The organism is Mesorhizobium sp. M4A.F.Ca.ET.022.05.2.1, from assembly GCF_003998845.1.
GTDB lineage: Bacteria > Pseudomonadota > Alphaproteobacteria > Rhizobiales > Rhizobiaceae > Mesorhizobium.
The window spans coordinates 1-7,179 of the sequence record NZ_RZOJ01000308.1; the positions used below are offsets into that span (position 1 = coordinate 1).

General features: G+C 64.8%; 11 protein-coding genes and 1 pseudogene. 2 read left to right on the plus strand and 10 right to left on the minus strand.

The features are described from left to right. Nucleotides 1-542, plus strand: a 542-nt coding sequence (locus EN745_RS25590) for an outer membrane protein (protein ID WP_145992127.1), incomplete at its 5' end; no start/stop codon positions are given. Nucleotides 543-638: 96 nt separating this feature from the next. On the opposite strand, the gene EN745_RS37535 is transcribed toward EN745_RS25590, so the two are convergent. From EN745_RS37535 to EN745_RS25615, 6 genes and pseudogenes are all read right to left on the minus strand, one after another. After that, nucleotides 639-773 (minus strand): hypothetical protein, encoded by a 135-nt coding sequence (locus tag EN745_RS37535; protein ID WP_281034790.1) that lies wholly within the window; start codon nt 771-773, stop codon nt 639-641. Nucleotides 774-785: 12 nt separating this feature from the next. Further along, nucleotides 786-899: pseudogene (locus EN745_RS37205) on the minus strand (GFA family protein); the annotation flags it as partial. 240 nt (nt 900-1,139) lie between these two features. After that, nucleotides 1,140-1,523, minus strand: a complete 384-nt coding sequence (locus tag EN745_RS25600; RefSeq protein ID WP_245487833.1) for a TfoX/Sxy family protein — start codon at nt 1,521-1,523, stop codon at nt 1,140-1,142. A 90-nt stretch (nt 1,524-1,613) separates the two neighbouring features. Then, nucleotides 1,614-2,210 carry a glutathione S-transferase family protein gene (locus tag EN745_RS25605; protein WP_126055605.1) on the minus strand — a complete coding sequence of 199 codons (597 nt, stop codon included), beginning with the start codon at nt 2,208-2,210 and terminating at the stop codon, nt 1,614-1,616. Between the two features lie 271 nt (nt 2,211-2,481). Beyond that, entirely contained in the window at nt 2,482-2,865 is a 384-nt protein-coding gene (locus tag EN745_RS36300) for a hypothetical protein (RefSeq protein ID WP_189347729.1), read from the minus strand. 631 nt (nt 2,866-3,496) lie between these two features. Continuing rightward, nucleotides 3,497-4,024 (minus strand): DinB family protein, encoded by a 528-nt coding sequence (locus EN745_RS25615; RefSeq protein WP_127422556.1) that lies wholly within the window; start codon nt 4,022-4,024, stop codon nt 3,497-3,499. 97 nt (nt 4,025-4,121) lie between these two features. Here EN745_RS25615 and EN745_RS25620 point away from each other — a divergent pair, with 97 nt between their 5' ends. Then, nucleotides 4,122-4,712 (plus strand): TetR/AcrR family transcriptional regulator, encoded by a 591-nt coding sequence (locus EN745_RS25620; RefSeq protein ID WP_126059153.1) that lies wholly within the window; start codon nt 4,122-4,124, stop codon nt 4,710-4,712. A 6-nt stretch (nt 4,713-4,718) separates the two neighbouring features. Here EN745_RS25620 and EN745_RS25625 read toward each other — a convergent pair whose 3' ends face one another. From EN745_RS25625 to EN745_RS25640, 4 genes are all read right to left on the minus strand, one after another. Continuing rightward, complete coding sequence (locus EN745_RS25625) at nt 4,719-5,171, minus strand: hypothetical protein (protein ID WP_127406495.1); 453 nt, start codon at nt 5,169-5,171, stop codon at nt 4,719-4,721. A gap of 183 nt (nt 5,172-5,354) precedes the next feature. Continuing rightward, nucleotides 5,355-6,203, minus strand: coding sequence for a 23S rRNA (adenine(2030)-N(6))-methyltransferase RlmJ (locus EN745_RS25630; RefSeq protein WP_127422557.1), 849 nt, complete (start codon nt 6,201-6,203; stop codon nt 5,355-5,357). A gap of 7 nt (nt 6,204-6,210) precedes the next feature. After that, complete coding sequence (locus EN745_RS25635) at nt 6,211-6,834, minus strand: hypothetical protein (protein ID WP_127422558.1); 624 nt, start codon at nt 6,832-6,834, stop codon at nt 6,211-6,213. 16 nt (nt 6,835-6,850) lie between these two features. Continuing rightward, nucleotides 6,851-7,179, minus strand: a 329-nt coding sequence (locus EN745_RS25640; RefSeq protein WP_189363159.1) for a TetR/AcrR family transcriptional regulator C-terminal domain-containing protein, incomplete at its 5' end; no start/stop codon positions are given.

Here is a 7,179-nt window from a genome sequence, read left to right on the forward strand (position 1 = left end):
CCCCCGCTCCGGTCGCCGAGCTTCCCGTCGCTTCCTGGGCCGGCCCGTATCTCGGCCTGAGCGCCGGCTATGGCTTCAGCGGTCATGCCGACGTTTCCGGCGGTCCCGACATCAAGACCAAGGGCTTTGTCGGCGGCGTCTTCGGCGGCTACCAGTGGCAGCAGGAGAACTTCGTGTACGGTGCTGAAGCCGATCTCGGCTACAATGGCGTCAAGGGTTCCAGCGCCGGCGTCGAAGCCAAGGGCGGCCTGGATGGCTCGCTGCGCGCTCGCCTCGGTTATTCCGTGACGCCGGAAATCCTTCTCTACGGCACCGGCGGTCTTGCGGCCAAGAACCAGAAGATCGACGACGGCGTCTCCAGCGACAGCAAGGCGATGCTCGGCTGGACGGCCGGTGTCGGCACCGACATCAAGATCACCGATAACGTGTTTGGCCGTGTCGAGTACCGCTACACCGACTACGGCGACAAGGACTTCGACAATGTCGGCAACGTCGAGTCGAAGGACAACCGCGTCACCTTCGGCGTCGGTATGAAGTTCTAAGTCGTCCAAGCCACGACACGAAAAAGCCGGGCCTCGCGCCCGGCTTTTTTTGTGGCTGCGCGAAACGGAAGCGGTCACCTCGCGGGTCGCAAATCGTCATGCGCCGGATTGATCCGCTGGCTTTTCCTGGAAGCCGTCATGGGCAGGTATCGACGGCAGCCGCTCGAGCCATGTCATCCGCGAGCGCGTCAAGACCTGCGCATCGGGCTGGTAGTCGTCCGGATTGGTCATGGTGGCGGCGTGAACGTGGATCTCGCGAGGCCATCTGTCCGAGCGGAAATAGAGTCTCGTGCCGCAGGACGGGCAGAAGCCGCGAAAGGTGTTCGGGCTGCTTTCATAGTGGCTGATCTCGCCGATCCAGGCTCAGCTGCTCCGGCCGCATGCCCAGGAAGGCCGTCAACGGGGCGGACGTGGCGCGCCGGCAATCGGCGCAGTGGCAGACCAGATTGCGTGTGATGTCCCCGGAATAGGTCCAGGTGACCGCCTCGCACATACAACGTCCCGTCAGAAACGCCATCGCAATCCTCCCGCCGGCCGCGTTGCCGAGCCGGTTCACGACACCAGTCGATGCAGTGCAAGATAGGCTGCTCCATCAGCTCACATGCGCTTCTTTGCGACCTTGGCTGGCTTCGATTTCAGCGGCAGCGTCTCGACGAAGGCCAGCGCGAGATCGAGCCAGCTGTCGAGATCGGCCTCCGTCGCCGTGCCCTCAGGCGCGACGTGGACGTAGCCCTCCATCGCCCGGCCGCCCATTTCCATTGGGCGGGCATGCGGACGCGCGGCGGCGGTCTCATGCGCCGCTTTGCCGACACGCACCAGCAGTCCTCGCTTCGAGGTACCGATCAGCATGTTGCCGTTGAGCATGAAGCAGGTGCCGCCGAACATCTTCTGTTCAGTGAAGGCGCGCTGGCCGAGAGCCGCGCGCAGGCGCTCGACCATGGGGTCTGGCGCGACGCTGGTTTTGGTGACTGACTTCGCCATGCTCACCACTCCGACTTGGGGAGTATCAGGCAAGCATGGAAGTGGATGGGGTTCAAGCTAGTCTCCCCTTGGGGGAGAAGGGGAAGGCGCCTACGCCGGCACGGCCGGTTTCAGGTCCGGGAACTTCTCGTCGAAGCGCGCCGCCCAGCGGGTCAGCCGGCCGCGGCCTTTTTCCCATTTGCCGGCGAAGCGCAGCGCCAGATAGCCGAGGGTGGCGCGCAGCGCCATCTGGCCGGCGGTGATCTTCTTCGGCAGCTTTGGCGGGTTGGCGTTGAGCAGATCGAGCGCGGTGGTGATCTTCGCCCACTGGCGATCGAGCCAGGGCTGATAGACCATCTCTTCCGGCCGCGTGCGCCGCTCATAGACCATCGACAGCGCGCAATCGCAGATGCCGTCGGCCAGCGCTTCCAGCACCTCGGCCTCGAGCCGCTTGTCGGGATTGCGCGGGAACAGCGCGTTCTTCGATACGCGATTGAGGTGCTGGGTGATGGCGCGGCTGTCGTAGATCGAGCGGCCGTCGTCGAGGACCAGCACGGGGATCTTGCCGAGCGGATTGGCGCCGATCAATTCGGCCGGCTTCTCCTCGGTCTTGACCGGTACGAGGTCGATGGCGATGCCGGCATAGAGCGCGGCCATGCAGACCTTCGAGCTGTAGGGAGAGGTGGAGGCGTAGAGCAGCTTCGGCATGGTCGGGTTCCTGTTTGTGTGCGCGCACTGTTGACCGATCATGGCCGGCAAGACAACGGCCAGTGTCGCGAAACCGGACAGCCAGTGCGCCGGCAACGAATTGCCGGGGAAGCCGAACAACAAAAAAGCTCCCGGAAGTTCTGCCGATGGCAAAGTCCCGGGAGCTTTAGGGGGAGCGTCCGCTCCAGCTTCGCCAGTGGCGCCGAACTGGCGAGAGGGGTACCGACGGCACCCGCCCTCACCTGTCCTTGTCGCGAGCGAAGCTACGCGATTACTTCTTGGCGGCCGGCTTCTTTGCCGGAGCTGCCTTCTTCACTGCAGACGCCGACTTGGCGGCGGCGGCCTTCATCGGTGCCTTGGTGGCGGGCTTGGCCGCGGCCTTGGCTGCAGGCTTCTTGGCGGCAGGCTTCGCTGCTGCCTTGGCGGCGGGCTTCGCCGCTGCCTTGGCGGCGGGCTTGGCTGCGGCCTTGGCGGCGGGCTTGGCCGCGGCCTTTGCGACCGGCTTCTTGGCGGCGGGTTTCGCCGCTGCCTTCACCGGAGCCTTGGCGGCTGCCTTCGGCGCTGCCTTCTTCACTGCAGGTTTCGCGGCAGCCTTCGGTGCCGCTTTCTTTGCCGGCGCTTTCGCCGCCGGCGCCTTGCTTGTCGTCTTTGCCATGCGATGCCCCTTGCGTTTTGCCGGCGATCGTCAGTGATCCGGCATGCTCATGCATATCTGACTCGCGGCTTTCTAGCCAGCGAAGCATTACACTGAATTTCGCAGATTAAATTTCTGTTACGGCGAACGCATGCTCGCAATGATCGGCACAAAAGTCCGCGGAGATTCTTCGTAGCTCGCCGCGAACTTCCGCGAGAGAAATTGAAGCCACGCGACTCATGCGATCTTCTGGTCAAGCGCGGGAACTCTTGCAATGGCGGTGCTCGCGCGAGCTCACGCGAAGGGCTGTCGTATCGGCTTGCTTGATAGAGCGACTGCAGAACAACTCAAAACTTAATGCGAGCTTGTAGCTCATATATATTCAGACCCGATCTAAGTGGCGGGGAAGCAGCATTCGCTGCGGGACAGCGTTCTTCTCTGAGCCGCCGACTTTCGTCACTCGGCAAGCCAAACCGTTGGCTTTCCGTCCGCTGCGCGGACCGCTCCGCAACCCTCACTTTGGTAGAGATTGGCCGTTGCGCCGGCTTTCGTCAGTCGCCAATGCTGCAGGGTTGAATGGCGCGCGAAGGAATGCCGTGTCTTCCGCCCCGCGCAGCCGCTTTTCCCTTGAAATATAAAGGCTTTCGGGCCGTCACAGCCCGGCCGGCTCTGACACCAACTGCAGCCTTCGCGACGGCTCGGTCCGATGGAGATGGACGGCAAATGTGTCCCAGGGCGGAGTGACGGCGATTTGCGCGAGGATGCGGCCGATCTCGCCGCGATGATAGCCGCCGTGGATGACGACATGGGTCAGCATTTCCTGGCGCGACATCATCGCCTTGTCGCCATCGGTGAAGATGAACGGGACGAGCTCCGCCAGAAGTTGCGGCGTTACCGCATCGAGATAGTCGCGATACCAGCGGTCCATCGCTTCGACATCGGCGCGCAGCGCATCGAGCGACGGCGTGTCCTCGGTGTTGTCGGAAACATAGCCGTGGCGCGTGCCGGAAAGATACGCGGCGAATATCTTCGACACGACGAGATTGTGATTGAGCAGACGGATCGCTGCGTGGCGCTCGCTTGCGTGCGCTTGCGCGAGGTCTGCGAGACTTTCAAGCAGCTCGGCGTTGGCCCAGGCCTGATAGTCGAAGAGGCTGCGAAGCAGGGAAAGCGCGCACATCGCCGTTGTTCCTTTTTGTGAAAATGTGAGTATCTTGTTTATATTCTCGCGAGGCGGAACAAACATGTCTACTCGCATTGCCAAGCCGCGCATGCGCATGCGCAAGGTGCCGCGCCAGGCGCGTTCACGGGCGACCGTCGAAGCGATCATCGAGGCGGGTGCTCATGTTCTGAGCGAGCTCGGATGGGCAGGCTTCACCACCAACAAAGTGGCCGAGACGGCCGGCGTCAGCATCGGCTCGCTCTATCAATATTTTCCAGACAAGCTGTCGCTGCTCGAAGCGATCCGTCGCCGCCATTTCGATCAGGTGCTGTCGGTGATCGCCGAATCAGCCGAAGGCGGCAAGCCGCTCAGGCGATTCGCGCAGGAGCTGGTGCGCGGCATGATCGAGGCGCACAGCATCCATCCGACGCTGCATCAGGTGCTGCTCGACGAGGCGCCGGGCGATCGCGGCTCACGCGCCGCGCATGCCTCGTTCCAGACCCGCTATCTCGAACACTACACGGCCGCCGTGGCGCAGTACCGCAGGCGCCGGAAAGACGTCGAGACGATCGCGCGCGTGCTGTCCTCGGCGGTCGAGGGCGTGATCCACAATGCGGCGCGACGGGACATGCTGGATGCGCCGGAACTGCGCAAGCAACTCGTCGAGCTGATCTGCGCCTATCTTTCCGGCGCGCGGACAGGATAGCCGCGCCTAGCGCAGCACGCGGCAGCGGCCGTTGTAGACCATCCAGCGGTCGAAGCCCGAGACGCAGAATTCGACATTGTCGCCGATCGATGCGAAGCCCTGGCCCTCCTCGATCAGGTACCAGATGGTACGGGCGCGGCCGTCGGACAGGCTGACCGTGGCGCCGCAATAGCGGCGGCCGATCGGCCATTCCTCGCTGGCCGGCAGGTAGCGGTGCTGGTGGATGCGGCTGAAATCGGTGATCGCGACATCCGGCAGATGCGGGACGTGACGCACCTGATAGGCGAAACGGTTGGTGATCTTGTTCAGCACCCAGGCCTCGCCGCAGACGCCGCTGTCCTCGTCGGAATAGACGGCGAGGTCGGCGGCATGCGCCGCCTGGGTGAAGCCAAGCGATGTGCCAAGCGGCGTGCAGAGCGAGATCAGCGCGGCAAGAGCGGAACGAGCGAAGCGAGTCATGGCAGCCTCTCGAGATCGATTGTGCACACTGTGCGGATTCGCTTGGCGGCGGTCAAGCGATTGCGACGGCAATGGTTTCCGAGGCGTGGCCGCCGGCATCGGCGGCCGATCCCAGCCGGCGCAGGCCATCCCATCCGCTCGCGCCAACGGGCTGGGTGGAAGCCACGCCGCGCGGTCAGTGCCCTACTCGCCCGCCAGCCAGTCCAGCGTCCAGCGCGACGGCTGCGCGACTGCCGTCACCTTGTGCAGGGCCGGCAGCAGGATCCGCAACTCGCCTTCCAGCGTGAACGGCGGATTGACCACTACCATGCCGCTGCCGTCGAGGCTGGGCTCAGTTGATGCCGGCCGGATCTCGAAGCCGATGTCGAGCAGTTTCGGGATGCCCGTCTCCTTCAGCGCCGCCCTGAACGCCGCGACCGCCTTGCGGTCCTTGATCGGATACCAAAGCGCGTAGATGCCACCCGGCCAGCGCCGGTGCGCTCTCGACAGCCCGTCGACGATGCGGGAGAACTCCCCTCCCTCCTCGAAGGGCGGATCGACGAGCACGAGGCCCCGCTTCTCCTTCGGCGGCAGGTGCGCGCCGAGCGCCAGCCAGCCGTCGAGCTCGATCACCCTTGTCTGGAAATCGCCGGCGAAGACCGCCTTCAGCCGTTCCGCGTCGTGCGGATGCAGTTCGATCGCCGTCAGCCGGTCCTGTTTGCGCAGCAGGTGCCTGGCGATCAGAGGCGAGCCGGGATAGTTCTTCACCCCGCCCTCGGGGTTCAGGGCGCGAATGGCCTCGAGATAGGGCGCCAGCAGGGCGGTGACCTTGGCATCCAGATCCGCGTCGACCAGCCGGCCGATGCCGCCCAGCCATTCGCCTGTCTTCTGAGCTTCCACCGACGACAGGTCGTAGCGGCCGATGCCGGCATGGGTGTCGATGACGCGGAAGGCCTTGTCCTTCTGCTTCAGATAGTCGAGCAGACGCGTCAGCACGACATGCTTGACGACATCGGCGAAGTTGCCGGCGTGGTAGGCGTGGCGGTAGTTCATGCCGCCCTCAATTCGACGAACCGCCGCGGCCCCAGCGCGGCGGTGGCGGCTGTGAGTTGGGGTTCTGTGGCCTGCCGCCGCGACCGCCGAACGCGAAGGAAAGCACCAGCCCGACCAGCCCGACGCCCATCACCGCGTAGCCGACCGGCCGTGCCCGCTCGTCGATGGCGCCGGCTTCTGCGCGCAGCACGAGATCGACCGCCCGGATCGGGATACCCTCGGCATCGCCCGGACCGACGGTAAAGAGATAGGGGCCGGGGCTGACCGCCTGGATCACGCCCGCCTCGTCACGGAAGATCTTGTCCGGCAGTTGCGGGCTTGCCTGGCGCGGATTGTCGGAATGACTGAACTGGAGCGTCGAGGCGAGCGCGGTGCGGCCGCCGGTGGCGGCGGTCAGCGTCAGCACGGTGCGCTGTTGCGAGACGATGCGCTCGGCCCGCGCCGTGAGGTCGACCAACACCCTCAGCGGCGCGTCGCGCGCGGCGAGCGGCACCGTCACCGGCCGGAAGCGGCCCTGCTCATACACCCGCCAGGTGCCGATCTCGTGGCCGGAGAAATTGCTCATCGCCCAGGGATAGAGGACGCCGATGGCGACGCCGGCGAGGAGGACAAGAACGAAAAGGAAGCGCATCGAAGGCCTTGGCTAGCTAATTCCCGTGGCCGCGAGCGCTTCCACCTTTTGCGGTCGCGGCCCGAGCACCATCGCGAATCCGCTCCATTTCGTCCAGCAGCATCTCCAGGCCGAGATCGAAGGTCTTGTCGAAACCGGCGGTGCCGAAATAGGCCCCGGCCGCCACGACGCTGGGAAAATCACGGGCAAGCTCTTCGTTGCTGACGGTGGTGACCGCCGACGGGCCTTTGGCGTAGCCCGCGGTCTCATCGAGGATCGCCCCCATCAGATAGTAGCCAGCGGCGCGAAACAGCCGGGCGCTAAGCTCGGGACCGAATCCGCCCGCCTCGAATACGCCGATGATGC